Here is a 26,955-nt window from a genome sequence, read left to right as displayed (position 1 = left end):
GGAGCGAGCCTGACCGCGGTGGGTCCAGGCGCCGATCGCACTGTGGCGACCTGAACGCCGTGCGAGGGTGGTTGACGGACGGGCCGCCAACCACCCCACGCCCGACTGCTCTGCCTACCCGGAGGTTCAGCGGAAGCCGAACACGGGCGGCGAACTGTCGTTACGCAACCTGACTAGTATGCCGCACGACCGGCGGCGGGTCTAATCGGGGTTACCCAGCTCACTTGATGATCTTGGTGACGCGACCAGCGCCGACCGTACGGCCACCCTCCCGGATCGCGAACTTGAGGTTGTCCTCCATCGCGATGGGCTGGATCAGCTTCACGGTCATCGTGGTGTTGTCGCCAGGCATGACCATCTCGGTGCCCTCGGGGAGGGTGACGACACCGGTGACGTCCGTGGTCCGGAAGTAGAACTGCGGACGGTAGTTCTGGAAGAACGGGGTGTGCCGGCCGCCCTCCTCCTTGGAGAGGATGTAGACCGTCGCCTCGAACTCGGTGTGCGGGGTGCTGGTGCCCGGCTTGACGACCACCATGCCGCGCTCGACGTCCTCGCGCTTGATGCCCCGCAGCAGCAGACCGACGTTCTCACCCGCGCGGGCCTCGTCGAGCAGCTTGCGGAACATCTCGATGCCGGTGCAGACCGTCTTCTGCGACTTCTCGCGGATACCGACGATCTCCACCTCCTCGTTCGGCTTGAGCACGCCGCGCTCCGCGCGACCGGTGACGACGGTGCCACGACCGGTGATCGTGAAGACGTCCTCGATCGGCATCAGGAACGGCTTCTCGGTCTCGCGCTCCGGCTGCGGGATCGCGGTGTCAACCGCGTTCATCAGCTCCAGGAGGCGGCCGGTCCACTCCGGGTCGCCCTCAAGGGCCTTGAGCGCCGAGACACGCACGACCGGCAGGTCGTCGCCCGGGTACTCCTGGGCCGAGAGCAGCTCACGGACCTCGAGCTCGACGAGCTCCAGGAGCTCCTCGTCGTCGACCATGTCGCTCTTGTTCAGCGCCACGACGATGTACGGCACGCCGACCTGGCGGGCCAGCAGCACGTGCTCGCGGGTCTGCGGCATCGGGCCGTCGGTCGCCGCGACCACCAGGATCGCGCCGTCCATCTGGGCGGCACCGGTGATCATGTTCTTGATGTAGTCGGCGTGACCGGGGCAGTCGACGTGCGCGTAGTGCCGCGCCTCGGTCTGGTACTCGACGTGTGCGATCGAGATCGTGATGCCGCGGGCCTTCTCCTCGGGCGCCTTGTCGATCTCGTCGAACGGCGTGTACGGGTTCAGGTCCGGGTACTGGTCGTGCAGGACCTTGGTGATGGCCGCCGTCAGCGTCGTCTTACCGTGGTCGATGTGACCAATGGTGCCGATGTTGACGTGCGGCTTAGTCCGCTCGAACTTCGCCTTCGCCACTGGTGTCCTCCTGTGGACTTCTTGGTTCGTTCGCCCCGGCGCGCCAGGTCGGCGCTTAGGACTCTGTCGACAGCCTTTCCGGCCTGACGGCCGGAGAGCTTTTGTGGGTTCTGCGGCGATGAAGCCTACAGGCCCGGAATTCACACAATCCGACCGAGGTGGTCGCGGTCCGGGATTGCTCCCGCGACCACCTCGGATCATCCGATCACGTCAGGTGAGCGTCACTCACCCGTCGCCTTGGCGATGATCTCCTTCGCCACCGAGGCCGGAACCTCCGCGTAGGAGTCGAACTGCATGCTGTAGCTAGCCCGGCCCTGGGTCTTCGACCGCAGGTCGCCGACATAGCCGAACATCTCCGACAACGGCACCAGCGCACGGACGACACGGGCGCCACTGCGCTCCTCCATCGCCTGGATGATGCCGCGTCGGGAGTTGAGGTCGCCGATGACGTCACCCATGTTCTCCTCGGGAGTGGTGACCTCAACAGCCATCATCGGCTCGAGCAGTGCGGGGTCGGCCTTGCGGGCCGCCTCCTTCATCACCATCGAGCCGGCGATCTTGAATGCCATCTCGGACGAGTCGACCTCGTGGTACTGGCCGTCCAACAGGGTCAGCTTGACGCCGACCAGCGGGAAGCCGGCGAGGATGCCGTACTGCATGGCGTCCTGCGCACCCGCGTCCACCGACGGGATGAACTCCCGGGGGATGCGGCCACCGGTGACGGCGTTAGCGAACTCGTACGTCGGCGCGTCGTTCCCCAGCGGCAGCGGCTCCAGGCTGATGATCACCCGGGCGTACTGGCCGGAACCACCGGTCTGCTTCTTGTGGGTGTACTCGACCTTCTCCACCTTGCGGCGGATGGTCTCGCGGTACGCCACCTGCGGCTTACCGATGTTCGCCTCGACGTTGAACTCGCGGCGCATCCGGTCGACCAGGATGTCCAGGTGCAGCTCGCCCATGCCGGAGATGACCGTCTGACCGGTCTGGTCGTCCAGCTTGACGCGGAAGGTCGGGTCCTCCTCGGCCAGCCGCTGGATGGCGGTGCTGAGCTTCTCCTGGTCGGCCTTGGTCTTCGGCTCGATGGCCACCTCGATGACCGGCTCCGGGAAGGTCATCGACTCCAGGATGACCGGGTTCGCCGGGTCGCAGAGAGTGTCACCGGTGGTGGTCTGCTTCAGACCCTGCACCGCGATGATGTCGCCAGCCTGGGCGGAGCTGCGCTCTTCCCGCTTGTTGGCGTGCATCTGGTAGATCTTGCCGATCCGCTCCTTGCGGTCCTTGGTGGAGTTGACCACCTGGGAGCCGGACTCGAGCGTGCCGGAGTAGATCCGCACGTAGGTGAGCTTGCCGAGGTGCTTGTCCGTCTGGATCTTGAAGGCCAGGCCGGAGAACGGCTCGGACACCGACGGCTTGCGCTGCATCGGGGTCTCACCGTCGGTGGCCGTACCCTCGATCGCCGGGATGTCCAGCGGCGACGGCAGGTACGCGACAACCGCGTCCAGCATCGGCTGGATGCCCTTGTTCTTGAAGGCGGTGCCGGTGAGGACCGGGTTGGCCTTGCCGCCGATGGTGGCCCGACGGATGGCGGCCTTGATCTCCTCAGTGGAGATCTCCTCGCCCTCCAGGTACTTCTCCATCACCGAGTCGTCGACGTCGGCCAGGGTCTCCATCAGCTTCTCGCGCCACTCGGCGGCGGAGTCGGCCAGCTCGGCCGGGATCTCCTCGACCGCGTAGTCCTCACCCTTCTGGGTCTCGCCACGCCAGGTGAGGGCACGCATCTCGACGAGGTCGACCACGCCGATGAAGTCGGACTCGGCGCCGATCGGGATCTGAAGCACCAGCGGGGTGGCGTTCAGCCGGTCGATCATCATCTGCACGCAGCGGAAGAAGTCGGCACCGGTGCGGTCGAGCTTGTTGACGAAGCACATCCGCGGGACGTTGTACTTGTCCGCCTGGCGCCAGACGTTCTCGGTCTGCGGCTCCACGCCGGCCACACCGTCGTAGACCGCGACGGCACCGTCCAGCACCCGCAGCGACCGCTCCACCTCGACCGTGAAGTCGACGTGGCCGGGCGTGTCGATGATCTGGATCGTGTGGCCCTTCCACTCGCACTTCGTGGCGGCGGAAGTGATGGTGATACCGCGCTCCTGCTCCTGCTCCATCCAGTCCATGACGGCAGCGCCCTCGTGGACCTCACCGATCTTGTACGTGATGCCGGTGTAGAACAGGATTCGCTCGGTGGTGGTGGTCTTACCGGCATCGATGTGGGCCATGATGCCGATGTTGCGTACGTTGGCGAGCGCGTCTGCGGCGGCCACTTCAATCCCTACTTATCGTCGTCTCGACACAACTGGTGGCGGTCCCGGCACCGGATGGCGCCGGGACCAGGGTGTTACCAGCGGTAGTGCGCGAAGGCCTTGTTGGACTCGGCCATCTTGTGCGTGTCCTCGCGCCGCTTGACGGCGGCACCGAGGCCGTTGCTCGCGTCCAGCAGCTCGTTCATCAGCCGCTCGATCATGGTCTTCTCACGCCGGGCGCGGGCGTAGGTGACCAACCAGCGCAGGCCGAGCGTGGTGGCGCGGGCCGGCCGGACCTCGACCGGAACCTGGTAGGTCGCGCCACCGACACGGCGGCTGCGTACCTCGAGGGTCGGCTTGACGTTGTCCATGGCGCGCTTGAGGGTGACGACCGGGTCGGTACCGGACTTCTCCCGGCAGCCCTCCAGGGCGGCGTACACGACGCGCTCGGCGAGCTGACGCTTGCCGCGCAGCAGAATCTTGTTCACCAGCTGCGTGACCAGCGGCGAGTTGTACACCGGGTCAGCGACCAGCGGCCGCCGCGGAGCAGGTCCTTTACGCGGCATGTCAGCTCTTCTCCTTCTTCGCGCCGTAACGGCTGCGCGCCTGCTTGCGGTTGCGGACACCCTGGGTGTCCAGCGAACCGCGGACGATCTTGTAACGCACACCGGGGAGGTCCTTCACCCGGCCACCACGCACGAGCACGATCGAGTGCTCCTGCAGGTTGTGCCCGACACCGGGGATGTAGGCGGTCACCTCGACCTGGCTGCTGAGCTTGACACGAGCGACCTTGCGCAGCGCCGAGTTCGGCTTCTTCGGGGTGGTGGTGTACACCCGGGTGCACACGCCCCGCCGCTGCGGGGAGCCCTTGAGCGCCGGGGTCTTGGTCTTGGTCGTCTTCGCCTGACGGCCCTTTCGGACCAACTGCTGAATGGTGGGCACCGGGTTTCTCCGCTCCCTTCGGCCGCCTGTCGCGGCCGCGCCGTCTGCCGTAGCCGATCTCGTGATCGGCTCTCCTACATTCCGACCAGGGCCACCTCGCGGTGGTCCCGGCACCCGCGGTCGGGCGTGTCGCCCGGCTCACGGTTCCCGTCCGGCGCTCGCGCGCAGACCCGGGGTTTGTCACCGGCACACGGAGGCCGCAGGCCGGATCTTCTGGCTCAGTCGTGGCGCCGCCCGGATAAGGGATCACCGGCTCCAGCGCACGCACGAGTTGCCCGGGCTGGCCCGGGCACAAGGGGAAAGAGTACCTACCACAGCCGTGCAGGTCAAAACGGAAGGCCTACCGAACGTCGCACCGCTTGCCGGCTGGCCTCTGTCGCACTGCCCGCCCGTGATGGGCACCTACGGATACAAGTGTACCGGCTCCACCGGAAACCGGCCCGTGAGCCCCCAGCCTGGGTCGCCGTCCCGGCCCAGGCCGGCCTAGGCGAGCACCAGCAACAACGCCAGCCCCACGCCCACCAGGCAGAGCAGCAGCCCGGCCCCGCCACAACTGATTCCCGCGATGGCCAGGCCACGGCCGGTGAACCGGACCGCCGGCGGAGGCGCCGGGCGCCGGATCTGCCGCAGGCCGAGCAGGCCGGCCACCACGGCACCGGCGCCGATGAGGCCACCGAGCGCGGCGAAGGCGCCCGCGGCCCAGGCCCCGTTCGCCCCTCCCCCGATGGCCCCGAAGCAGATGACCAGGATCGAGACCAGGATCGAGGTGATACCGGCCACCAGCGAGCCGACCGCCAGGCCGGAGGCGACCGGGGGCACGTCGAGGTGCACCACCGCGAACGGCGTACCGGGCACCGGCTCGACCCGCTTCGGCGGTCGGGGACGGTCCTGCGGTGGTGGTGGCTGCTGCCCCCAGCCCGAACCGCCGGCTGGCCGACCCGGCGGCGACGGCGCCCCCGACATCGGCCCGACGGCTGGTGGACCCGCGGCCGATGCCCCGAAGGCCGCAGGAACGGGCGGTGCCGAACCAGGCGGCGGACCGTAAGCCGGCGACCCAGGCGGCGGACCGAAGGGCGAAGCGGCGGCCGGCGGACCGTAAGCGGGCGAGCCAGGCGGACCGTAAGCCGGCGAGCCGGGGGGCGAGCCGGGCGGACCGTAAGCCGGCGAGCCGGGGGCGGGCCGAAGGGCGAACCGGCGGGCGACGGCCCGAGGGCTGGCGATCCGAGGGCTGGCGGTCCGGACGGCGGGGGGACGGGCGTCGCACCGGTTGCCGGCGGGACGGCCTGCTCCGGTTCGGGCTGTTCGGGCCCGGGCCGGGCCCATCCCGTCAGGTCGGCATCGGGGCGCCCGGCGGTGGGCTGAGCGGCTTCGCCGCCCTCGGGGCGCGCCGGTTCCGTCACGGGATCCTCCTTGTCGGGCAGCGTCCACGCACCGCGCGACGGACACCGGTCAGGCTACCGTCGCCAGTCAGCCCCTCGGTGCCGGGCGCGAGGACGTGCGGATCGCCCCCGTTACCTTTTTGATCGTCCCCAGCCGGGGACTCCTCGGTCGCCCGGCCCGGTATGACTTACTGCCCCTGTCGTACGGATGATCCGGGGGGTGTTGTCGCCGGTCGGGTGGCGTCGGCGGACCGCTGATAGGGACCCGGCCGCCCCGCCTGGGGTTGGTCTCTTCGTAACGTGGATGCCGGCAGTCCGACGCCTAGACGCGGCGGCCGAGGCCACCGCAGGGGAGGAGACGAGGGGTGCGCGACGGGTTCGGCGTCTTCGTGGGACTCGACGTCGGCAAAGAGGGACACCACGCGGTCGCGCTGAGCTGCGAGGGTAAGCGGCTGCATGACGCCACGTTGCCTAACACCGAGGCGGGACTGCGCAAGCTGTTCGACAAACTCGCCCGGCACGGCCTGATCCTGGTGGTGGTCGACCAGCCCGCCTCGATCGGCGCGCTGCCCGTGGCCGTCGCCCGCGCGTGTGGGCATCAGGTGGCCTACCTGCCGGGTCTGGTCATGCGTCGGCTGGCCGACCTGCATCCCGGCACGGCCAAGACCGATGCCCGAGACGCCTATGTGATCGCGGATGCCGCCCGGACCCTGCCGCACACGCTGCGCCGGGTCGACACCGGCGACGAGGCCCTGGCCGAGCTGGAAGTCCTGGTCGGCTTCGACGACGACCTCGCCGGTGAGGTCACCCGCGTGACCAACCGGATTCGTGGGCTGCTCACCCAGATCCACCCGCCGCTGGAGCGGGTCCTCGGCCCGAACGTGCAGCACAAGGCAGTCCTGGAGTTGCTGTCGAGGTGCGGCGGACCGGCCGGGCTGCGCAAGGCCGGCCGAGCGAAACTCCTCGACATCGTCAAGGCCCGCGCACCACGGATGGGTGCTCGCCTGGTCGAGCAGATCCTCGCCGCGCTCGCCGCGCAGACCGTGATCGTGCCTGGCACCACAGCTGCCGAGACCGTCCTGCCCCGCCTGGCCGACAGCCTGCGTGACCTGCTGCGCCAGCGTGACCAACTCGCCGGCCAAGTCGAGGAGATGCTTGATGCACACCCTCTTGCCGGGGTCCTGACCTCGATGCCCGGCATCGGCGTCAGGACCGCAGCCCGCATCCTGCTCGAAGTCGGCGACGGCACCGCCTTCCCCACCTCCGGCCACCTCGCCGCATACGCCGGCCTGGCCCCGGTCACCCGACGATCCGGCACCAGCATCCGCGGCGAGCACCCACCGAAGAGCGGCAACAAGCAACTCAAACGCGCGTTCTTCCTGTCCGCGTTCGCCGCTCTGGCCGACCCGGCCAGCCGCACCTACTACGACCGCAAACGAACAGAAGGCAAGAAGCACAACGCCGCCCTCATCTGTCTGGCACGACGCCGTGTTGACGTCCTCCACGCCATGCTGCGCACCAAGACCCCCTACCAGCCGAAACCGGCGAACGAACCCCGCCTCGCGGCTTGACAAAACCCATAGGGACACCCCCCCGGCTCAGTCGACGTCGGGCGCGAAGTCCTGCCCGTACGGCGCCTCGGCGAGCCGGATCACCCCGATCACCAACGCCACCACCACGCTTACCGCGACCAGCACCAGGCCCGTCCAGGCCAGCCGCTCGCCGCGACGCAACCAGGCCGCGCCGGTCAGGAAACCCGCCGAGGCGTACGCCTCCCGGCGCGCCTGCCGGGCCAGGTGCAGGGCCACCGTGGCCGGTACCACGCCACCGATCAGCAGCCCGGTCAGTGCCGCCATCAGGCCGAGGGCGAAGACGGCCCGGGCCTTTGTCGCCCGGACCGGATCCGGGTCGAGTGGGTGACGCGGTGCCGACGCGGTGGGCGCCGATCCGGGTGCGATCGTCATGACCACATGATGCCCCCGTCGACGGGTGTCCGCGCCGTACCCACGGCACGGCGTCGGCAGGCAGCGCTGAAACGTCCCCTCCCCGCGCGGAGATGGTCCGGAACACGAGGAGGCCCCGGCGTGGGTACGCCGGGGCCTCCTACGTCAACGCGCGGTCTAGCGGTACGACCCGAAGTCGAAGTCGTCGAGCGGGACCGCCTGGCCACTGGCCGGCCCGAAGCCGTAGTCGGTCTCCGGGTAGCCGGTCATCGAGTAGACCTTGGCCTTCGCCTCCTCGGTCGGCTCGACCCGAACGTTGCGGTACTTGCTGATGCCGGTACCGGCCGGGATGAGCTTACCGATGATCACGTTCTCCTTGAGACCGATGAGCGAGTCGCTGCGGGCGTGGATCGCCGCGTCGGTCAGCACCCGGGTGGTCTCCTGGAAGGAGGCCGCCGAGAGCCAGGAGTCGGTGGCCAGCGAGGCCTTGGTGATACCCATCAGCACCGGACGACCGGCGGCGGGCTCGCCGCCCTCGCCGACGAGTCGGCGGTTCTCCGACTCGAACAGCGCCCGGTCGACAAGCACGCCCGGCAGGAACTCGGTCGAGCCGGAGTCGATGACCGTCACCCGCTTGAGCATCTGGCGGATGATGATCTCGATGTGCTTGTCGTGGATGAGCACACCCTGCGAGCGGTAGACCTCCTGGACCTCCTGGGTCAGGTGGACCTGGACCGCCCGCGGGCCGAGGATGCGCAGCAGCTCGTGCGGGTCGATGGTGCCCTCGGTGAGCTTCTCGCCGACCTCGACGTGATCGCCGTCGTGGGCCCGCAGCCGGACCCGCTTCGAGATCTTGTCGTAGACGATCTCGTCGCTGCCGTCGTCCGGGATGACCACGATCTTGCGCGACCGCTCGCCGTCCTCGATCCGGATCCGGCCGGGGGTGTCGGCGATGGGCGCCTTGCCCTTCGGGATCCGGGCTTCGAAGATCTCCTGGACACGCGGCAGACCCTGGGTGATGTCCTCACCCGCGACACCACCGGTGTGGAAGGTACGCATCGTCAGCTGCGTACCCGGCTCACCGATGGACTGGGCGGCGATGATGCCGACCGCCTCGCCGACGTCGACGATCTTGCCGGTCGGCAGCGAGCGGCCGTAGCACGCACCGCAGACGCCCAGCTTCGACTCGCAGGTGAGCACGCTGCGCACCCGGACGTTCTCGACGCCAGCGGCAACGATCTTGTCCACCAGGATCGAGTTGATGTCCGCGCCCCGCTCGGCGACCACGGTGCCGTCCGGCCCCTTGATGTCGTCGGCCAGGGTACGGGCGTGCACGCTTGTCTCAGCGTGCTCGTGCACCACGAGAGTGCCGCCTTCGGCGGCCGCCGGACTGCTGACGTCGATCCTCTGACCCACTTGCATCGGGATGGCCCGGTCGGTGCCGCAGTCCTCCTCGCGGATGATGACGTCCTGCGAGACGTCCACCAGACGCCGGGTCAGGTAACCCGAGTCGGCGGTACGCAGGGCGGTGTCCGCGAGGCCCTTGCGGGCACCGTGCGTGGAGATGAAGTACTCCAGCACGGACAGACCCTCCCGGTAGCTGGCCTTGATCGGCCGCGGGATGATCTCGCCCTTCGGGTTGGCCACCAGACCACGGATCGCCGCGATCTGCCGGAGCTGGAGAAGGTTACCGCGAGCACCCGAGTTGATCATCTTCCACAGCGGGTTCTCCTGCGGCAGCGCGGTGTCCATCTCCTTGGCGACCTCGTTCGTCGCCTTGGTCCAGATCTCGATGAGTTCGCCGCGACGCTCCTCGGCGGTCATCAGACCACGCTGGTACTGCTTGTCGATCCGGTCGGCTTCCTTCTCGTACCGCTCCAGGATCTCCCGCTTGCGCGGCGGAGCGATGACGTCCTCCATGCCGATGGTCACGCCGGACCAGGTGGCCCAGTGGAAACCGGCCTCCTTGAGCCCGTCGAGGGTGGCCGCCAGGGCCACCTTCGGGAACCGCTCGGCGAGGTCGTTGACGATCGCGGAGAGCTGACCCTTGCGGATCTCGTAGTTCACGAACCGGTAGCCCTGCGGCAGGGTCTCGTTGAACAGCACCCGACCGAGGGTGGTCTCCACCGTCAGCGGCTCGCCCGGAACCCAGCCCTCGGGGGCCGTCCAGGGCTGCCCGCCAGCGCCGTTGTCGACCTCGACCACGTCCCGCAGGCGAATCTTCACCGGCGCCTGCAGGTGCAGCTCGCCGTTGTCGTACGCCATCCGCGCCTCGGCGTCCGAGCTGAACGCCCGGCCCTCCCCGCGCTCACCGGTGGTGAGGTGGGTCAGGTGGTAGAGCCCGATGACCATGTCCTGGGTGGGCATGGTGACCGGCTTGCCGTCGGCCGGCTTGAGGATGTTGTTCGACGACAGCATCAGGATCCGCGCCTCGGCCTGGGCCTCGGCGGACAGCGGCACGTGCACCGCCATCTGGTCACCGTCGAAGTCGGCGTTGAACGCGGTGCAGACCAGCGGGTGGATCTGGATGGCCTTGCCCTCGACCAGCTGCGGCTCGAAGGCCTGGATGCCCAGTCGGTGCAGGGTGGGAGCCCGGTTGAGCAGCACCGGGTGCTCGCCGATGACCTCTTCCAGCACGTCCCACACGACCGGCCGCTGCCGCTCGACCATCCGCTTGGCGGACTTGATGTTCTGTGCGTGGTTGAGGTCGACAAGCCGCTTCATCACGAACGGCTTGAACAGCTCCAGCGCCATCTGCTTGGGCAGGCCGCACTGGTGCAGCTTGAGCTTCGGGCCGACCACGATGACCGAACGGCCGGAGTAGTCGACGCGCTTGCCCAGCAGGTTCTGCCGGAACCGGCCCTGCTTGCCCTTGAGCATGTCGGACAACGACTTGAGCGGACGGTTACCCGGGCCGGTGACCGGCCGGCCGCGGCGACCGTTGTCGAACAGCGCGTCGACGGCCTCCTGCAGCATCCGCTTCTCGTTGTTGACGATGATCTCGGGCGCGCCGAGGTCGATCAGCCGCTTGAGCCGGTTGTTCCGGTTGATCACGCGGCGGTAGAGGTCGTTCAGGTCGCTGGTGGCGAAGCGGCCACCGTCGAGCTGCACCATCGGGCGCAGGTCCGGCGGGATGACCGGCACGCAGTCCAGCACCATGCCGAGCGGCGAGTTGCGGGTGTTCTGGAACGCGGCGACGACCTTGAGTCGCTTGAGCGCCCGGATCTTCCGCTGACCCTTACCGGTACGGATCGTCTCCCGCAGGCTCTCCGCCTCGGCCTCAAGGTCCATGTTCTGGACCAGGGCCTTGATCGCCTCGGCGCCCATGCCACCGGTGAAGTACTCGCCGAACCTGTCGCGCAGCTCACGGTAGAGCAGCTCGTCGGTGACCAGCTGCTTCGAGTCGAGCTTGCGGAAGGTGTCAAGCACCTCGTCCAGGCGGTCGATCTCGCGCTGGGCCCGGTCGCGGATCTGGCGCATCTCGCGCTCTCCGCCCTCCTTGACCTTGCGCCGAACGTCCGCCTTCGCGCCCTCGGCCTCCAGCTCGGCCAGGTCGGCCTCAAGCTTCGCGGCCCGCTTCTCGATCTCCGAGTCGCGGCTGTTCTCGGACTGCCGCTTCTCGGCCAGGATTTCGTTCTCGATGGTCGAGAGGTCACGGTGACGCGCTTCGGCGTCAACGCTCGTCACGACGTACGAGGCGAAGTAGATGATCTTTTCGAGGTCCTTCGGAGCGAGGTCCAGCAGGTAACCCAGCCGGCTCGGCACGCCCTTGAAGTACCAGATGTGGGTCACCGGAGCAGCCAGCTCGATGTGGCCCATCCGCTCACGGCGGACCTTCGAGCGGGTCACCTCGACGCCGCAGCGCTCACAGATGATGCCCTTGAACCGGACCCGCTTGTACTTACCGCAGTAGCACTCCCAGTCCCGCTGCGGACCGAAGATCTTCTCGCAGAAGAGCCCGTCCTTCTCCGGCTTGAGGGTGCGGTAGTTGATCGTCTCGGGCTTCTTGACTTCGCCGTGCGACCACTGACGAATGTCGTCCGCGGTCGCCAGCCCAATTCGCAACTCGTCGAAAAAGTTGACGTCGAGCACGTTCAAATCCCTCACACGTCGCTTGGTGCGTCAGCAGCTCACCGGGTTTTGGTTTCGGGGCGGAACGACCCATGAAGGGATCAAACCTGACCGCCCGGAGTGGGTCGCCCCGCCCCGAAACCCCAACGTCACACTTCCTCGACCGAGCTCGGCTCCCGCCGGGACAGGTCGATACCCAGTTCTTCCGCGGCCCGGAACACCTCGTCGTCGGTCTCGCGCATCTCCAGGGCCACGCCGTCGCTGGAGAGCACCTCAACATTGAGGCACAGCGACTGCAGCTCCTTGAGCAGCACCTTGAACGACTCCGGGATGCCCGGCTCGGGGATGTTCTCGCCCTTGACGATGGCCTCGTAGACCTTCACCCGACCGAGAACATCGTCGGACTTGATCGTCAGCAGCTCCTGCAGGGCGTACGCGGCACCGTATGCCTGCATCGCCCAGCACTCCATCTCACCGAAGCGCTGGCCACCGAACTGCGCCTTACCACCCAGCGGCTGCTGCGTGATCATCGAGTACGGGCCGGTCGACCGAGCGTGGATCTTGTCGTCGACCAGGTGGTTGAGCTTCAGGATGTAGATGTAGCCGACGGCGATCGGATCGGGCAGCGGCTCGCCGGAGCGACCGTCGAACAGCTGCGCCTTACCGGAGGAACCGATCAGCTGCCGACCGTCCCGGTTGGGCAGGGTCGACGCGAGCAGACCGGAGATCTCCTCCTCGCGGGCACCGTCGAAGACCGGGGTGGCCACGTTGGTGTCCGGCTCGGAGGAGTCGGCGCCGATGCCCTGAAGCTGGCGCTTCCACTCGGCGTCGTCGCCGTCGACCTGCCAACCGGTCTTTGCCACCCAGCCCAGGTGAGTCTCCAGCACCTGGCCGATGTTCATCCGGCTCGGCACACCCAGTGGGTTGAGCACGATGTCGACAGGGGTGCCGTCCTCCAGGAACGGCATGTCCTCGACCGGCAGGATCTTCGAGATGACGCCCTTGTTGCCGTGCCGGCCGGCGAGCTTGTCGCCGTCCTGGATCTTCCGCTTCTGGGCGACGTAGACCCGGACCAGCTCGTTGACGCCCGGCGGCAGCTCGTCGCCGTCCTCGCGGGAGAAGGTACGCACGCCGATGACCGTGCCGGTCTCGCCGTGCGGCACCTTCAGCGAGGTGTCCCGGACCTCACGCGCCTTCTCACCGAAGATCGCGCGGAGCAGCCGCTCCTCCGGAGTCAGCTCGGTCTCGCCCTTCGGGGTGACCTTGCCGACCAGGATGTCGCCGGGGACGACCTCGGCACCGATCCGGATGATTCCGCGCTCGTCGAGGTCAGCGAGCATCTCCTCGCTGACGTTCGGGATGTCGCGGGTGATCTCCTCCGGGCCGAGCTTGGTGTCCCGCGCGTCGACCTCGTGCTCCTCGATGTGGATCGAGGTGAGCACGTCCTGCTGCACGAGACGCTGCGACAGGATGATCGCGTCCTCGTAGTTGTGCCCCTCCCAACACATGAACGCCACGAGCAGGTTGCGCCCGAGCGCCATCTCGCCCTCGTCGGTGCACGGACCGTCGGCGATGACCTGGCCGGCCTCGACCCGGTCACCCTCGAAGACCACAGGCTTCTGGTTGACGCAGGAGCCGGCGTTGGAGCGGCGGAACTTGTGCAGCAGGTACGTCCGGCGGTGGCCGTCGTCCTGGTGGACCGTGATGTAGTCGGCGCAGAGGTCCTCGACCACGCCACCGACCTCGGCCACGACCACGTCACCGGCGTCGACGGCGGCCCGGTACTCCATGCCGGTACCGACCAGCGGAGACTCGGCCTTGACCAGCGGCACCGCCTGACGCTGCATGTTCGCGCCCATCAGGGCCCGGTTCGCGTCGTCGTGCTCCAGGAACGGGATCATCGCGGTGGCGACCGAGGTCATCTGCCGCGGCGACACGTCCATGTAGTCCACGGCGGCCGGCGTGACGTCCTCGGTCTCGCCGCCCTTACGCCGGACCAGGACGCGGTCCTCGGCGAACGTGCCGTCGGCCCGCAGCGGGGCGTTGGCCTGCGCCTTGACGAACCGGTCCTCCTCGTCTGCGGTCAGGTAGTCGATCTGGTCGGTGACCCGACCGTCAATGACCTTCCGGTACGGCGTCTCGATGAAGCCGAACGGGTTGACCCGGGCGAAGGTGGACAGCGCGCCGATCAGACCGATGTTCGGGCCTTCCGGCGTCTCGATCGGGCACATCCGGCCGTAGTGGGACGGGTGCACGTCGCGGACCTCGAAGCCGGCCCGCTCCCGGGACAGACCACCGGGGCCGAGCGCGCTCAGCCGCCGCCGGTGGGTCAGGCCCGCCAGCGGGTTGGTCTGGTCCATGAACTGGGACAGCTGCGAGGTGCCGAAGAACTCCCGGATCGCGGCGACGACCGGCCGGATGTTGATCAGGGTCTGCGGCGTGATCGCCTCGACGTCCTGGGTGGTCATCCGCTCGCGAACGACCCGCTCCATCCGGGACAGGCCGACCCGAACCTGGTTCTGGATCAGCTCGCCCACGGTACGCAGCCGCCGGTTGCCGAAGTGGTCGATGTCGTCGGCCTCGTAGCCCTCCTCACCGGCGTGCAGCCGGCAGAGGTACTCCACGGTGGCGACGATGTCGTCCTCGGTCAGTGTGCCGGTGGTGATCGGCACGCCCAGCTCGAGCTTCTTGTTGAACTTGTACCGACCGACCTTGGCTACGTCGTACCGCTTCGGGTTGAAGAAGAGGTTGTCGAGCAGGGTCTGGGCGTTCTCGCGGGTCGGCGGCTCGCCAGGGCGCAGCTTCCGGTAGATGTCGAGTAGCGCCTCGTCCTGGCCGGCGATGTGGTCCTTCTCGAGCGTGGTCATCATCAGCTCGGACCAGCCGAACTTCTCACGGATCTGCTCGGCCGACCATCCGATGGCCTTGAGCAGGACCGTGACGGCCTGCCGGCGCTTGCGGTCGATGCGGACGCCGACCGTGTCACGCTTGTCGATGTCAAACTCCAGCCAGGCACCCCGGCTCGGGATGACCTTGACGCTGGAGAGGTCGCGGTCGGAGGTCTTGTCCGGCTGCTTGTCGAAGTACACGCCCGGCGAGCGGACGAGTTGGCTGACCACCACACGCTCGGTGCCGTTGATGATGAAGGTGCCCTTCGGCGTCATCATCGGGAAGTCACCCATGAACACCGTCTGGCTCTTGATCTCGCCGGTGGTGTTGTTGGTGAACTCCGCGGTCACGAACAGTGGCGCGCAGTAGGTGAGGTCCTTCTCCTTGCACTCCTCGATCGAGGCCTTGACCTCGTCGAAGCGCGGCGCGGAGAAGGACAGCGACATAGTGCCGGAAAAGTCCTCAATGGGACTGATCTCGTCGAGGATTTCCGCGAGACCCGAGCGTGCGTGCGGGTCGTCCGCCGACCGGCCCTGCCAAGCCTCGTTGCCGACGAGCCAGTCGAAGGACTCGTTCTGAATGGCGAGGAGGTTGGGGACCTCGAGGTGTTCGGTGATCCGACCGAAGGAAACTCGGCGGGGAGCGAATGCGCTCGACGTACGACTGGTCTTCGCAGGGCGGGAAGCTGCCAAGATGCGTCCTTCCGAGGACCGGTGCTGCAGAACGGCTGGTACGCGTGCACTCCAATGACCCCACCAGAAAATATCCATAAACGGACATTTCCGAGCAGGGGTCAAGTCGGAAGGCAGCGCAAACTAGCAGTGTAGCCGAGAGGCTAACCGCTGTCCAGCCCACCCCGCAGGTTGTTGCGGAACGTGCCTCGGGACCCCTCGAACGGGGTCGCACCGGGCCGCTCGGAACGCAACGTCCCTGCCGGTCGCCCGGGGTCCGCAGTGGCGAGTGGTGCTGCCGCTGCATTACCCGCGCGGTGGCCGTCGCAAGCGCGGAAGGTCTTGCTGATGCCAGCGTGCCTGGCAGCCCAGGGCCGCGTCAAGGGCCATGGTCGGCATCGGACGCTCTTTCCCACCGACGGGCGAGCCCGCAAACCCGGCCGACCCGCCACGGACCTGGTTGGACGCCCTGGTCAGACCGCTTGTGGGCAGGTCCACGAACACGGCGGACGGCGATCCGCTGTCGGATCGCCGCCCGCCGCGACGTGGTGTGCCCCAGATCAGGTGAGCCGGGACGGCCCAGGTGGGACTCAGGTCACTTGAGGGTGACCTTGGCGCCCTCGCCCTCGAGCTTGGCCTTGGCCTTGTCCGCGGCCTCCTTGTTGACCTTCTCCAGAACCGCCTTCGGGGCGGCCTCGACCAGGTCCTTGGCCTCCTTGAGGCCCAGGCCGGTCAGCTCACGCACGACCTTGATGACCTGGATCTTCTTGCCACCGTCCGCGTCGAGGATGACGTCGAACTCGTCCTTCTCCGGCTCGGCCTCGGCGGCAGCGCCACCAGCGGCCGGACCGGCCATCATCATCGCGGCCGGGGCGGCGGCGGTGACCTCGAAGGTCTCCTCGAACTGCTTCACGAACTCGGAGAGCTCGATCAGCGTCATCTCCTTGAACGCGTCGAGCAGCTCGTCGGTGCTGAGCTTCGCCATGTCTGGCGTCCTTTCCTAATGGTTCAAACTAAGAACGTGGTGCGCCGGCGCGGCCTCAGGCCGCCTCGGCGCCTTCCTTCTCGCGCTTGTCCTGCAGGGCGGCCGCCAGGCGGGCGGTCTTCGACAGCGGGGCCTGGAACAGGGCCGCGGCCTTGCTCAGGTTGCCCTTCATCGCGCCGGCCAGCTTGGCCAGCAGCACCTCGCGGGACTCCAGGTCGGCGAGCTTCGTGACCTCGGCCGCGGAAATGGCCTTGCCCTCGAAGACGCCGCCCTTGATGACGAGCTTCGGGTTGGCCTTCGCGAAGTCGCGAAGGCCCTTCGCCGCCTCGACGACGTCGCCCGAAACGAAAGTCAGCGCGGTAGGACCGGTGAACAGCTCGTCGAGGCCGGAGATGCCCGCGTCTGCCGCGGCACGCTTGGCCAGCGTGTTCTTGGCAACCGTGTAGCTGGTCTCCTTGCCGAGCGAGCGCCGCAGCTGGGTGAGCTGGGAGACCGTCAGACCGCGGTACTCGGTCAGCACGGTGGCACCCGCGCTCCGGAAGCTTTCGGTCAGCTCTGCGACGGCCGTGGCCTTGTCGGCCCGGATCGGCTTGTCCGCCATGTCCCTCCTCTCTCGTTGCTCGAGGCTGGTCACCGTCGCAGGCGAGCGCCTGTGACGGGGCGGAGGTGTCGCGGCAACAGAAAAGCCCCGGCGCAGGGCGCACGGGGCGAGGACGGCGGAAATCTCGTGGTCGGCGGACCACAGATGCTGCCGATGTCGCTTGCCGCCCTACGCGGGTCGCCCGTCTTCGCGGGACCTTCGACCGTGCCGAGGCACGGTGACCAGCGGTCTCTGGGTGGAACTTCGCGCATCAGGCTACGCGACACCTGCGGTGACCGCCAAATCGCCCCCCGTCCGGCCGGCCGCGACGTCCGTCACCGGACCGGCCGGTCGCCGCTGCGGCGACCAGGAACGTCGCGGCTAGGCACGCCGGGTGCGGGCGCGGGCGTAGCCGGTGAGCGCCACCGCCGCCCAGGCCAGCGCCCACGCCGTGAGCAGCAGGGCGGTCGACCCGGGTAGCGGTCCGACAAGCGCCTTGGCGGTGGGGAGCAGCGGCGGCGCCAGCCACGGCGCGATCGACTTCGAGAGCCCGAGCACCAGGGCGCAGACCGAGCCGAGGGTGAGCACCGCCACACCGTACGCCGCGCTGCGGGTGATCACCCGGCTGGCCAGCGCACCCAACGCCACGGCCGCCGGCAGGGCGAGCAGATGCGCCCAGAGGCCGAGGGCCACCCCTGCGGGAACCGACAGTTGCCCGGGCAGGCTCGGACCGGTGACCCCACCGACCAACCAGGGGAAGACCAGGGCGATCAGCACCAGACCGAGACCAGCCACCGCCGCGGCGACCAGGCCGGCCGCCTGCTCTCGCGCCGGGCCGACCGCGACCAGGGCCAACCGGCGCTGCACGTCCGGCTCCACGTCCAGCAGGATCTTGGTCTGCCAGGCCAGCACGGGGAAGAGCACCACTGCCGACACGCCGTAGGCCTCCGCCGGCTGGGCCCGACCCCCGCCGTAGAGGATGCCGAGGGTGAGCAGGCCGGCCAGGATCGGTGCCAGCGCCCGTCCGGTACGCAGGAAGCCGGCCAGCCGGAACCGGACCAGGGCGGTCACCGGGCCACCTCGGACGGCGGTTCCGCCGCCGGGCGCGTGGCCTCGGGTGGTGCGCTCTGGCCGCGTACCCGCAGGACGTGGTGGCCCTCGGCGCGCAGGCGGACGACGGTGGCCGGCAACTGCCCGACCGGGACCTCCAGCTCGACCACCGCGACCGCCGTCGCGTCCGACGGGGCGCGTTCGACCACGGCCCCGTCGGCCACCCGCCACTCCCGCGCGCCGGGCAACCGGACCGTTTCCCCTCGGTGGTCGCTGACCAGCACCGATCCTCCGTCGGCGAGCACCTCGTCGACCACCTGCGGGACCAGTTCGCGGGCCACCGCGTCCAGTCCCTCCCACGGCTCGTCGAGGACGAGCAGGCCGGGTGGACGCAGCAGGGCCTGGGCCAGGCCGACCTTCTGCGCGGTGCCCTTCGACAGCTGGGCGAGCCGGACCGTGCGGAACGGACCGAGACCCAGCCGGTCGACCCAGTGCCGAACCGTCCGGTCCGCCTCGCCCGGGGACAGCCCGGCGACCCGGGCCATCGAGACGAGGTAGCCGTCGACGGTGAACGGCTGGTCGGTCGGGAAACGCTCCGGCACCCAACCCACCACCGACGGCCGGTCGAGCACCCGGCCCCGGGACGGCCGCAGGACTCCGGCGGCGAGCTGGAGCAGTGTCGACTTGCCGGCACCGTTGCGGCCGAGCACCACCACCGCCTCGCCCGGCGCGACGCCTACCGTCACCTGGCGCAGCACCCACGGACCGCGCCTGTGGTACCGCAGCCCGACGTCCTCCAGCCACATGCCGCGAGCCTGCCACAGCGGACAGACGAACGCGGCCCCGCCACGAGTGGCGGGGCCGCGTCGGTGCGTCGTGCTCAGCTGTCGGCCGAGCCCTCCTGCAGGTTCTTCACCACGTTCGGGTCGACCGGCACGCCCGGCCCCATCGTGGTGGTGAGGGTGACCTTCTTGAGGTACTTGCCCTTCGCGGCCGACGGCTTGGCGCGCAGCACCTCGTCGAGGACGGCCGCGTAGTTGTCGACCAACTGGGCCTCGGAGAACGAGGCCTTACCGATGATCAGGTGCAGGTTCGAGTGCTTGTCCACCCGGAAGGTGATCTTACCGCCCTTGATGTCCGAGACGGCCTTGGTGACGTCCATGGTCACCGTGCCGGTCTTCGGGTTCGGCATCAGACCGCGCGGGCCCAGGATCCGCGCAATCCGGCCGATCTTGGCCATCTGGTCGGGCGTGGCGATCGCCGCGTCGAAGTCCAGCCAACCACCCTGGATCCGGGCGACCAGCTCGTCGGTGCCCACCTCGTCGGCACCGGCGGCGACGGCCTCCTCGGCCTTCGCGCCGGCCGCGAAGACGATCACGCGGGCGGTCTTACCGGTGCCGTGCGGCAGGTTGACCGTGCCGCGGACCATCTGGTCCGCCTTACGGGGGTCGACGCCGAGGCGCATCGCGACCTCGACCGTGGCGTCGAACTTGGTGGCGGTGCTCTCCTTGGCCAGCTTGACGGCCTCGACGGGGGTGTAGAGCTTCGACCGGTCGATGGCCTCGGCGGCCTTGCGGTAGCTCTTGCTGCGCTGCATGTTCTGTCTACTCCTGTGGTCTCTGGCGGGCCGCGGTGCTCGCGCGCCCTCCCACGATCCGTACGGGTCGGTGGTGGCCGACGTCAGTCGGTGACGTTCAGGCCCATCGACCGGGCGGTGCCGGCGATGATCTTCTCAGCCTGGTCGAGGTCGTTGGCGTTGAGGTCGGCCATCTTCTTCTCGGCGATCTCCCGCAGCTGGGCCCGGGTCACCGAACCGACCTTCTGCGTGTGCGGGACGCCCGAGCCCTTCTGCACACCGGCGGCCTTGATCAGCAGCCGGGCGGCGGGCGGGGTCTTCAGCACGAAGGTGAAGGAGCGGTCCTCGTACACGCTGATCTCGGCGGGGACGATGTCGCCCCGCTGCGACTCGGTCTGCGCGTTGTACGACTTGCAGAACTCCATGATGTTCACGCCGTGCTGACCGAGTGCGGGACCGACCGGCGGCGCCGGAGTGGCCTGGCCCGCCGGCAGCTGAAGCGTGAACGTCTTGACTAGCTTCTTCTTCGGAGGCATGTCTCTTCCTGGGGCTTGGAACTGGGAAAGGTTCACACGACACCGCCGTCGGGGCGCGCACGGTCAGCGCGCATGCGACGGCGGCGACGTTCTAGGGTAGCGCAGACCTGGATCCCGGCAGCCACGGAGGTGGGCCGGCCGGGTGAACCGGACGAACGACGACCGGCGGCGGTTGCCCGCCGCCGGCAGTCGACGAATCAGATCTTGGCGACCTGGTTGAAGTTCAGCTCCACCGGCGTCTCCCGGCCGAAGATCGACACCAGCACCTTGAGCTTCTGCTGGTCGGCGTTGATCTCGCTGATCGTGGCCGGCAGCGAGGCGAATGCGCCGTCGGTGACCGTGACCGAGTCGCCGACCTCGAAGTCGAGGACCTTGACCTCCGGCTTGGCCTTCTTCTGCTCGGTCTCGACGGCCGGCGCCAGCCACTTGAGCACCTCGTCGAGGCTCAGTGGCGCGGGGCGGTCGGCCCGGTCCGTGGCGCCGACGAAGCCGGTGACCCCGGGAGTGTTCCGCACGCAGGAGTAGGACTCCGCGGTCAACTCCATCCGAACGAGGATGTAGCCGGGGAAGACCTTGGCCTGCACCTGGGAACGCTTGCCGTTCTTGACCTCGACCTCTTCCCGGGTCGGTACCTCGACCTGGTAGATGTACTCCTCCATGTCGAGGGAGGTGATCCGGGTCTCGAGGTTGGTCTTGACCTTGTTCTCGTAACCGGCGTACGAGTGCACCACGTACCAGTCGCCCGGTGCGTAGCGCAGCTTCTGCCGCAGCTCCGCGACCGGGTCGAAGTCCTCCTCGGGAGCGGGCTCGGTCATGGCGAACTCCGGCTCGTTGGCGGCCTCGACCGACTCGTCACCAGCCGCCGTCGCCACCGTGGACTGCTCGTCCGGGGTCTCGGCGGTCTCGTCGTACTCAGGCACGCTTGCTCACTTCCGTCACTATCGCACGTTCAGCCGGTCAGCTGGGGTTGCCGAAGACCCACAACACGCCCTTGGCGAAGCCGTAGTCCAGGACAGCCACGATCGTCAGCATCACCGTGACGAACGCGATCACCACCGCCGTGTAGGTCAGCAGTTCCTTGCGGGTCGGCCAGATGACCTTACGCAGTTCGGCCACGACCTCGCGGATGAAACGCGCGATGCGGCCGAAGAGGCCCACCCGGTCGCCGTCGGTACGCGTCTTGCGACCGTCGGCGGAATCCGCCACGGCCCGCGAACGGGTGGCGGTACCACCCCGCGAAACCGGCTCGTCCGCGTCGGTGGCGTCGTCCTCGGCGTTGTCGTTGACGACCTCGTCGTTCAGGCGCTCGTCGTCGGCGTCCTCGCCGCGCCGCTTGTTGTCGGCCACTTCGCCCTCCGTCGCGGGATGTCGGTGTCGCACGCGGTGGGCGTGCGCGGCGCTTGGTCACGCCGGCCGGACCAACCGTCCCGGGACGGGCCGCGGCCGGCGGATCAACCGGAAGGCCCGATGCCTCGGAACCTCCCCGCCGATGCCACCACCACGGGCCGGACGCCACCAGAAGGTGGCGGGGACCCACGGAACGGTCAGGCCTGAGGCGCAGGGGTGACAGGACTTGAACCTGCAGCCTGCGGTTTTGGAGACCGCTGCTCTGCCAATTGAGCTACACCCCTGTGCGGCAACGCTCGCCCCACCCGGTCACACGACCAGGCAGGGGTCACTTGCCCCACGGCGGACCAGTGTACGGGTACCGACCCGACTTTCCCAACCGGTCTACCCGACGCGCCGCCCGGTGCTGGTCAGCCGGTCGTACGCACGGTGGCCCGCGCCTGCGACAGCACCTTTTCACCGAGACAGGTGGCGGTCACGTCCAGCCTGGTCAGACCCGCATCGGTCACCTCCCGGACCACTGCCGTCACTACGATCTCGGTGCCGGAGTCGTCGTCGGGGACCACCACCGGGCGGGTGAACCGCACACCGAAGTCGACAACCGCGTCGGGCGAGCCGGCCCAGGTGGTGACCGCCCGACCGACGAGAGCCATGGTGAACATGCCGTGGGCGATCACCCCGGGCAGACCCACAGTCGTGGCGAACCTGTCGCTCCAGTGGATCGGGTTGAAGTCGCCCGAGGCGCCGGCGTAACGGACCAGGTCCGCCCGGGTCACCCGGAACGTCTGGGTGGGCAGTTCCATCTCAGGCCTCCCCGCGTACCACGAGCTTGGACCAGACCGCGACCACCGACTCGCCGGCGGTCGTGCTCACGTCGGTCCGGGTGGTCAGGAACTCGTGGCCACCACGGCTGGTGATGTCCTCGACGGTGTTGACGCAGACCAACTCGTCGCCGGCCACCACCGGCCGGCTGTACGCGAACCGCTGGTCGCCGTGGACCACCCGGCTGTAGTCGATGCCGAGCGCCGGGTCCTCGATGAGCTGACGGCTGGCGGCCATGGTGATCACCACCGGAAAGGTCGGCGGCGCGACCACGTCCGGGTGGCCCATCGCGCGGGCCGCCTCCGGGTCGTGGTGGGCGGGATCGGTGGCACCGATCGCCGTCGCGAACTCGCGGATCTTCTCTCGGCCCACCTGATAGGGGGCGGTCGGCGGATAGGTCCGGCCGACGAAGGACTGGTCCAGGGGCATGCCGCGAACCTACACGCAGAGCACGATCGCCGATCCGAGCGGTCGGCGGCGGCTCAGGCCGCGCCGTCCGTACGGACCGGCGATCATGACACGTGCGGAGCCGGGCCAGTCGGCCCGGACGGGTTCAGCGCGTCTCGCGGTGCAGGGTGTGCCGCCCGTCCCGGGGGCAGAACTTCTTCAGCTCGATGCGGTCCGGGTCGTTACGACGGTTCTTGCGCGTGATGTAGTTGCGCTCCTTGCACTCCACACACGCCAAAGTGATCTTCGGCCGGACATCGGTCGCCTTCGCCACGGCGGAGTGCCTTCCTCGCTAACGGATACAACTACGGCGCTGAAGCCTACGCGCCACCTGGTCGGACATGCAAAGCGGGCGCCTGTGGCGCCCGTCCCACCGACCGCCGGAGACACTCCGGGGCGGACGAGAGTAGCGGTGGCCGGACTTGAACCGGCGACACAGCGATTATGAGCCGCTTGCTCTGCCATCTGAGCTACACCGCCGCGGTGGGCCCAGCCGGACCCTCTGAGCCCCCTTACGGAATCGAACCGTAGACCTTCTCCTTACCATGGAGACGCTCTGCCGACTGAGCTAAGGGGGCCTGCGCGATCACTCGGTGCCCGCGCAGAGGTAAGAGTACACGGCCCCAACCGGCTGGTGAAATCGGATCCCCCGGTACGCCGTACGGCCAGCTCAGGGCACCACACGCAGTCTCGGAAGCTCACTGCTGGAGATCGACTCCGGGTCGATCTGGGCGCCGAACCACGCCTCCAGACGCTCGAACGGCAGCGGTCGGCTGAACAGGAAACCCTGCCCGACCTCGCACCCGATGTCCTGGAGCAACTCCAGGGTCAGCTCACTCTCCACCCCCTCGGCCACCACGGTGAGGCCGAACTGCTGGGAGAGATTGACCACGGCGTTGACGATCGCCAGGTCCCCGGGATCCGTGGCCATGCCCTGCACGAAGGAATGGTCGACCTTCACCTCGTGCACGGGCAGGCGGCGCAGGTGGGCCAGCGAGGAACTGCCGGTGCCGAAGTCGTCCACCGAGAGCCGTACGCCCAAATCCCGCAGGCGGCGCAGGGTCGGGATCGGACGCTCGGTGCCGTCCAGCACGCCGGCTTCCGGGATCTCCAGGGTCAGCAACTGCGCCGGAACGCCGTACTCCTCCAGCAACTCCCGCACCCGCTCCGGGAAATGCTGGTCGGTGAGGGTACGCGCGGAGAGGTTGACCGCGACGGCGAGAGACTGGCCGCCGTGCGCCCAGTCCCGGCTGTGCCGCAACCCTTCCCGGAGCACGAACTCGGTGAGCCGGCCGAGCTGGCCGGTGTGCTCGGCCACCGCGACGAAGTCCGCCGGGGTGACCGAACCGTGCGTCGGGTGCTCCCAACGGGCCAGGCACTCCACCCCGATGAGCCGGCGATCCCGCAGCGTCACCTTGGGCTGGTAGTAGACCTCCAGCTCGCCGTTGTCGAGAGCGCTGCGCAGGTCCCCCGCGAGGCCGAGCCGGTGCAGCGACCGCGACTCCAACGCCGGCGTGTAAAGCTGCACGCTGCCCGGCACCGCCTTGGCCGCCGTCGCGGCCACGTCCACCCGCTGCAGCAGGGTCGCCGGCGCGTCACCGTGATCCGGGTGTACGACCACCCCGACCGCGGTGTCCACGTCCAGCGTGAGCGAGTCGAAGACCATCTCGTCGCGGATCTGTTCCCGCAACTGGCCGGCCAGCTCGACCGCCGCCTCGGCGCTCTCCAGCCGCATGGTCACCAGGAACTCGTCGCCACCGGCCCGCCCGACGAGCGCGGCCGACGGCACACAGCCACGCAGCCGGTCGGCCACCTCGACCAGGACCTTGTCCCCCGCGGCATGGCCGAGCGCCTCGTTGACCTGACGCAGCCGGTCGACGTCGAAGAGCAGCAAGGCGACCACCTCGCCGGGAGCCCGGATCCGGACCGCCTCGGCCAGCGCACCGAGGATGCGACGACGGTTGGGCAGCTTCGTGAGCGCGTCGTGGTACGCGTCGTGCCGCAGCCGGTCGACCAGGCGGGAATTCTCCAGCGCGACCGCGGCGTGCGCGGCGACCGTCTCGAAGACGGGCACGTCCGGGCTACGGAAGAAGTTGGTGTCGCCGAGCCGGTTCGCCACTTCCACGGTGCCGATGACCGCCTTGCCGGATCGCAGCGGCACCACGATCACATCCTTGATCGCTGTCGACCCCAGCGCCCCGCGCAGCTCAGGATCACCCCCGAGCCGCTGGCTCACCGCCACTGTCTCCTGGCGACCCATCGCGGCATCCCGCAGCGCCGTTGGACTGGGTGTGGAGTCGAGCAGCCCCGGCTTGCCCTCCTGGGCGGTCAACAGGACCTCCGGGTGCCGCCCCTGTCTCGGCAACCACAGGGTGGCGTACTCCGCCTGCATCAGGCTCCGGATCCGGACCAGCAGCACGTCGATGAGGTTTCCCTCCGGCCCGCTCTCACTTATCGCCTTGGTCAGCTCGTACATCTCCGACAGCGTGCGGTGCTGTCGCAGGAACTGCGCGTACGAGCCGTAGATCAAGGCAAACGCCACGGCCAGCCCGGCGAAGAGGAGAACCGCCCAGGCAGTGATCTCCAGCGCGATGATGACCAGCAGGCCGATGCAGAGGTTGACCGCGCCGGCGAGCAGCATCGACGGTGCTGCTCGGATCACCTCCTGCCCGGCCGGCCAGCCCTGCACGACAGTGAACACGGCCGCCATCGCCGCGAGACCGACCACCATGTGAGTGGCGATCGCGGCCATCAGAACAGCCCAGGTGGCCGGACCGACACCCTCCGGCTGCGGCAGAAGGTGATAGACGGCGGTGGCCAGAGATGTCGCGGCCGCCGCGAGGGCGACATTGAACCAGAACTTGGCGGGCAGCAGCCGCCGCCGCACCTGCACCACGAGTGTGGCCACCGTGAACGCCACCACCACCGACAGCGGCGGCAGCAGATACAGCGCGACGACCAGGGGAATCTCGGTGAACAGAATGCCGAGTGCCTGACGGCGCACCACGATGTTGATGGTGGGCATGGTGGCGACGACCATCGCCACCATGAGCAGCAGGGTCAGCGGCAGCTCACCAACTGCCGGATCGACAGTCACTCCCAGCAGCAGGGCGACGACGATCGCACAGAGCGCCAACGGCCCGGTGATGAACCAGGCGTGTTCCGTCTGCCGACGCGGAGGGCGCAGACGAGACGTCATGGGCCCCCTTGCGCCTCAGAGCCGGCCGACGCCGGCGGTTGCCACAGCGGGACGATCGCCCGTCAACGCACCACTGAGTTCATCGTCGGCATCTGCCAGTCGACCCCGTTCGTCCTGAAGTCGCCTTCTGTAACCACGCTCGCCGCAGCCGCCAGGCCGAGGACCAGAGCGAGGGAGCCGAGCAGCCGGCCCAAGCGTTGAGCAGACATTATGTGCTCCTGGTGGGGTGATGAGGGTACGTGTTGAGGGCCCTCCGATGGTGCCACAGCAGGTCGGTTGCTGGAAAGTTCACCGAGCCCGCGATGGCCCATCGGTCGCCGCAGGCCACGCCGCCGCACCGGTCGGCGACACATCCGGGCAGGTCAGAGCCGACGAGCCGGCAACCGGACAGGAAGAAGAGGCTAACCGCGCAATAGTTTCCTTAAGGCGGCGAAGCGGATCTTGCGGACAATCGACGGATCCCTAGAACACTGTGGACAATCATGTCGAGTCGTGCCGCTTCGCGAGCCCTCAGCTACCGGCAGTCAACCTACCGGACCCCGAGTCGACCACGGTCACTCCCCACCGCTGCCAGAGTAGGCCGGATAGGCCAACCCAGCCACCCCCATGAATATCCTGACTGTCACTCCCGGGCCGTGTGCAGGCCACCGACCCAGGATTCCTCGGCGGTCGGCAGGCGGCCCACCCCTGCGTGGCGAGCCCCGGGTCCACCCGGGTGGGGTAGCCGCCGCCGCCGACATCGTCGAGACACCCGCGCCGGGGATAGAACTGCACGCCGGGACACGATCAAGACCGATGCGTGAGAGG

Annotated in this window: 22 protein-coding genes and 3 tRNA genes; 1 reads left to right on the top strand and 24 read right to left on the bottom strand. The window is 68.6% G+C overall.

Features of this window, described 5'->3' with window-relative positions; genetic code table 11:
• Nucleotides 1–220 precede the first annotated feature (220 nt).
• From tuf to CLT74_RS25380, 5 genes are all read right to left on the bottom strand, one after another.
• Complete coding sequence (gene tuf / locus CLT74_RS25400) at nt 221–1,414, bottom strand: elongation factor Tu (RefSeq protein ID WP_099849588.1); 1,194 nt, start codon at nt 1,412–1,414, stop codon at nt 221–223.
• Nucleotides 1,415–1,635: 221 nt separating this feature from the next.
• On the bottom strand, nt 1,636–3,732 hold the full coding sequence (fusA, locus tag CLT74_RS25395; protein WP_099849586.1) for an elongation factor G: 2,097 nt from the start codon (nt 3,730–3,732) through the stop codon (nt 1,636–1,638).
• 74 nt (nt 3,733–3,806) lie between these two features.
• Nucleotides 3,807–4,277, bottom strand: coding sequence for a 30S ribosomal protein S7 (rpsG, locus tag CLT74_RS25390; RefSeq protein WP_093403604.1), 471 nt, complete (start codon nt 4,275–4,277; stop codon nt 3,807–3,809).
• A 1-nt stretch (nt 4,278) separates the two neighbouring features.
• Entirely contained in the window at nt 4,279–4,653 is a 375-nt protein-coding gene (gene rpsL / locus CLT74_RS25385) for a 30S ribosomal protein S12 (protein ID WP_013735958.1), read from the bottom strand.
• A gap of 483 nt (nt 4,654–5,136) precedes the next feature.
• The gene (locus CLT74_RS25380; RefSeq protein ID WP_099849583.1) at nt 5,137–5,508 is read right to left on the bottom strand and encodes a hypothetical protein; all 372 of its coding nucleotides are present in this window, start codon (nt 5,506–5,508) and stop codon (nt 5,137–5,139) included.
• A gap of 889 nt (nt 5,509–6,397) precedes the next feature.
• Here CLT74_RS25380 and CLT74_RS25375 point away from each other — a divergent pair.
• Nucleotides 6,398–7,603, top strand: coding sequence for an IS110 family RNA-guided transposase (locus CLT74_RS25375; protein ID WP_143697104.1), 1,206 nt, complete (start codon nt 6,398–6,400; stop codon nt 7,601–7,603).
• Between the two features lie 27 nt (nt 7,604–7,630).
• On the opposite strand, the gene CLT74_RS25370 is transcribed toward CLT74_RS25375, so the two are convergent.
• The 19 genes from CLT74_RS25370 to CLT74_RS30540 form a co-directional block, all read right to left on the bottom strand.
• Nucleotides 7,631–7,996 (bottom strand): hypothetical protein, encoded by a 366-nt coding sequence (locus tag CLT74_RS25370; protein WP_099852893.1) that lies wholly within the window; start codon nt 7,994–7,996, stop codon nt 7,631–7,633.
• Nucleotides 7,997–8,152: 156 nt separating this feature from the next.
• The gene (locus CLT74_RS25365; RefSeq protein ID WP_099852889.1) at nt 8,153–12,067 is read right to left on the bottom strand and encodes a DNA-directed RNA polymerase subunit beta'; all 3,915 of its coding nucleotides are present in this window, start codon (nt 12,065–12,067) and stop codon (nt 8,153–8,155) included.
• A 128-nt stretch (nt 12,068–12,195) separates the two neighbouring features.
• A complete protein-coding gene (gene rpoB / locus CLT74_RS25360; protein WP_099849581.1) occupies nt 12,196–15,627 on the bottom strand; it encodes a DNA-directed RNA polymerase subunit beta in 3,432 nt (1,143 codons plus the stop codon).
• A 574-nt stretch (nt 15,628–16,201) separates the two neighbouring features.
• Nucleotides 16,202–16,591: a 50S ribosomal protein L7/L12 gene (gene rplL, locus CLT74_RS25355; protein ID WP_099849579.1), complete on the bottom strand. Its 390-nt coding sequence runs from the start codon at nt 16,589–16,591 to the stop codon at nt 16,202–16,204.
• A 55-nt stretch (nt 16,592–16,646) separates the two neighbouring features.
• A complete protein-coding gene (rplJ, locus tag CLT74_RS25350) occupies nt 16,647–17,192 on the bottom strand; it encodes a 50S ribosomal protein L10 (protein WP_013735964.1) in 546 nt (181 codons plus the stop codon).
• 360 nt (nt 17,193–17,552) lie between these two features.
• Nucleotides 17,553–18,242: a hypothetical protein gene (locus CLT74_RS25345; protein WP_099849576.1), complete on the bottom strand. Its 690-nt coding sequence runs from the start codon at nt 18,240–18,242 to the stop codon at nt 17,553–17,555.
• Nucleotides 18,239–19,027: an ATP-binding cassette domain-containing protein gene (locus tag CLT74_RS25340; RefSeq protein WP_099849575.1), complete on the bottom strand. Its 789-nt coding sequence runs from the start codon at nt 19,025–19,027 to the stop codon at nt 18,239–18,241. The genes CLT74_RS25345 and CLT74_RS25340 overlap by 4 nt, the downstream gene beginning before the upstream one ends.
• A 74-nt stretch (nt 19,028–19,101) precedes the next feature.
• Nucleotides 19,102–19,818 (bottom strand): 50S ribosomal protein L1, encoded by a 717-nt coding sequence (gene rplA / locus CLT74_RS25335; RefSeq protein ID WP_099849572.1) that lies wholly within the window; start codon nt 19,816–19,818, stop codon nt 19,102–19,104.
• 83 nt (nt 19,819–19,901) lie between these two features.
• Nucleotides 19,902–20,333: a 50S ribosomal protein L11 gene (gene rplK / locus CLT74_RS25330; protein ID WP_093403591.1), complete on the bottom strand. Its 432-nt coding sequence runs from the start codon at nt 20,331–20,333 to the stop codon at nt 19,902–19,904.
• A gap of 197 nt (nt 20,334–20,530) precedes the next feature.
• Nucleotides 20,531–21,253, bottom strand: a complete 723-nt coding sequence (gene nusG, locus CLT74_RS25325) for a transcription termination/antitermination protein NusG (RefSeq protein ID WP_099849570.1) — start codon at nt 21,251–21,253, stop codon at nt 20,531–20,533.
• A 37-nt stretch (nt 21,254–21,290) separates the two neighbouring features.
• Complete coding sequence (gene secE, locus CLT74_RS25320; protein WP_099849568.1) at nt 21,291–21,680, bottom strand: preprotein translocase subunit SecE; 390 nt, start codon at nt 21,678–21,680, stop codon at nt 21,291–21,293.
• A 211-nt stretch (nt 21,681–21,891) separates the two neighbouring features.
• Nucleotides 21,892–21,964, bottom strand: a tRNA-Trp gene (locus CLT74_RS25315).
• Between the two features lie 126 nt (nt 21,965–22,090).
• Nucleotides 22,091–22,483, bottom strand: coding sequence for a MaoC family dehydratase (locus CLT74_RS25310; protein WP_099849566.1), 393 nt, complete (start codon nt 22,481–22,483; stop codon nt 22,091–22,093).
• A 1-nt stretch (nt 22,484) separates the two neighbouring features.
• The gene (locus CLT74_RS25305) at nt 22,485–22,931 is read right to left on the bottom strand and encodes a MaoC family dehydratase N-terminal domain-containing protein (protein ID WP_099849564.1); all 447 of its coding nucleotides are present in this window, start codon (nt 22,929–22,931) and stop codon (nt 22,485–22,487) included.
• A 124-nt stretch (nt 22,932–23,055) separates the two neighbouring features.
• Nucleotides 23,056–23,223 carry a 50S ribosomal protein L33 gene (rpmG, locus tag CLT74_RS25300; protein WP_093403583.1) on the bottom strand — a complete coding sequence of 56 codons (168 nt, stop codon included), beginning with the start codon at nt 23,221–23,223 and terminating at the stop codon, nt 23,056–23,058.
• A gap of 133 nt (nt 23,224–23,356) precedes the next feature.
• Nucleotides 23,357–23,429: transfer RNA gene (locus CLT74_RS25295), tRNA-Met, on the bottom strand.
• Nucleotides 23,430–23,454: 25 nt separating this feature from the next.
• Nucleotides 23,455–23,527 (bottom strand) — tRNA-Thr (locus tag CLT74_RS25290).
• A gap of 92 nt (nt 23,528–23,619) precedes the next feature.
• Nucleotides 23,620–26,148: a bifunctional diguanylate cyclase/phosphodiesterase gene (locus CLT74_RS25285; RefSeq protein ID WP_099849562.1), complete on the bottom strand. Its 2,529-nt coding sequence runs from the start codon at nt 26,146–26,148 to the stop codon at nt 23,620–23,622.
• Nucleotides 26,149–26,210: 62 nt separating this feature from the next.
• Nucleotides 26,211–26,357, bottom strand: a complete 147-nt coding sequence (locus CLT74_RS30540; RefSeq protein WP_158240291.1) for a hypothetical protein — start codon at nt 26,355–26,357, stop codon at nt 26,211–26,213.
• Between the last annotated feature and the right edge of the window lie 598 nt (nt 26,358–26,955).

The organism is Verrucosispora sp. CNZ293 (genome assembly GCF_002754655.1).
The sequence above is the reverse complement of the archived record's forward strand: the minus strand, read 5'-3'. Positions and strand labels throughout refer to the sequence as shown.